Source organism: Bacteroides sp. AM32-11AC, from assembly GCF_003603515.1.
In the GTDB taxonomy this organism is placed as follows: Bacteria; Bacteroidota; Bacteroidia; order Bacteroidales; family Bacteroidaceae; genus Bacteroides; species Bacteroides uniformis.
This window is the reverse complement of record NZ_QTNH01000040.1, coordinates 252-844: the sequence shown is the minus strand read 5'-3', so window position 1 is coordinate 844 and position 593 is coordinate 252. Positions and strand designations below refer to the sequence as shown.

Genomic DNA, 593 nt, shown 5'->3' with positions numbered 1-593 from the left:
CATACCCATTTTATTACTTTATTTATAACCATCAAATTGTCAGACAACCACAAAAGTAAGTAAGCCTATGTCAAACATACTGCCAATTCGGGATTTTCCACTGACACAGAATGTCAATGCAAAGATAGATATGGATGTAGCCTTCAAAAAGGACATTATTTTTTTGACATTCTCCGCAAATGGTCATCCAATGTTTTAGGGTTACATTTAAGCTTACGACATATGGCTGCCTTTGAATAACCATATTCGAGCATAGTTCTAATGAGAGGTTCCTTTCCTGTAAGCTTGTAATGCGTGTTTTTATCCCCCTTTTTCCGACCAAGTCGTATTCCTGCAGCTTTTCTGTAAGCAAGGGCCTCCTTGGTTCGCTGACTGATCAAATCACGTTCAATCTCAGCGGATAAACCGAAAGCGAATGCCAATACCTTACTGTTGATGTTATTACCTAATTCGTAACGTTCCTTGACAGTAAGAACGCAAGTCTCCTTAATCATACAGAGGTGAAGCATTGACATAATACCCATCAGGTTTCTTCCTAATCGGCTGATTTCTGTTATGATTAGAGTGTCGCCTTTCTTCATCCTCTTGAGAAG

1 protein-coding gene is annotated in these 593 nt (G+C 39.1%); it reads right to left on the bottom strand.

All coding sequences use genetic code 11. The features are described 5' to 3' along the window. Positions 1 to 155: 155 nt before the first annotated feature. Positions 156 to 593, bottom strand: a 438-nt coding sequence (locus DW800_RS19495; protein WP_243634933.1) for a recombinase family protein, incomplete at its 5' end; no start/stop codon positions are given.